Here is a 233-nt window from a genome sequence, read left to right as displayed (position 1 = left end):
TAGTGACGCTTCTCGGTCTCGTACTCGATATGCGAAATCGAGATCGTGATCCCACGCGCCTTCTCCTCCGGCGCCTTGTCAATCCCCTCGAAATCCGTGAAATCCGCCAACCCACGCTCCGCCAACGTCTTCGAGATCGCCGCCGTCAACGTCGTCTTCCCATGGTCAATATGACCCATCGTCCCGACATTCACATGCGGCTTGTTCCGCTCAAACTTTTCTTTGCTCATTGC

At 55.4% G+C, this 233-nt stretch carries 1 protein-coding gene; it reads right to left on the bottom strand.

Annotated features, from left to right (window positions below; translation table 11 throughout):
* A partial coding sequence (locus tag ON45_RS21940) for a GTP-binding protein (protein WP_241432257.1) occupies nucleotides 1-230 on the bottom strand: 230 nt, incomplete at its 3' end.
* Between the last annotated feature and the right edge of the window lie 3 nt (nucleotides 231-233).

It is taken from the genome of Ilumatobacter nonamiensis YM16-303 (genome assembly GCF_000350145.1).
GTDB classification, from domain to species: Bacteria; Actinomycetota; Acidimicrobiia; order Acidimicrobiales; family Ilumatobacteraceae; genus Ilumatobacter_A; species Ilumatobacter_A nonamiensis.
This window is presented reverse-complemented; position numbering and strand designations above follow the sequence as displayed.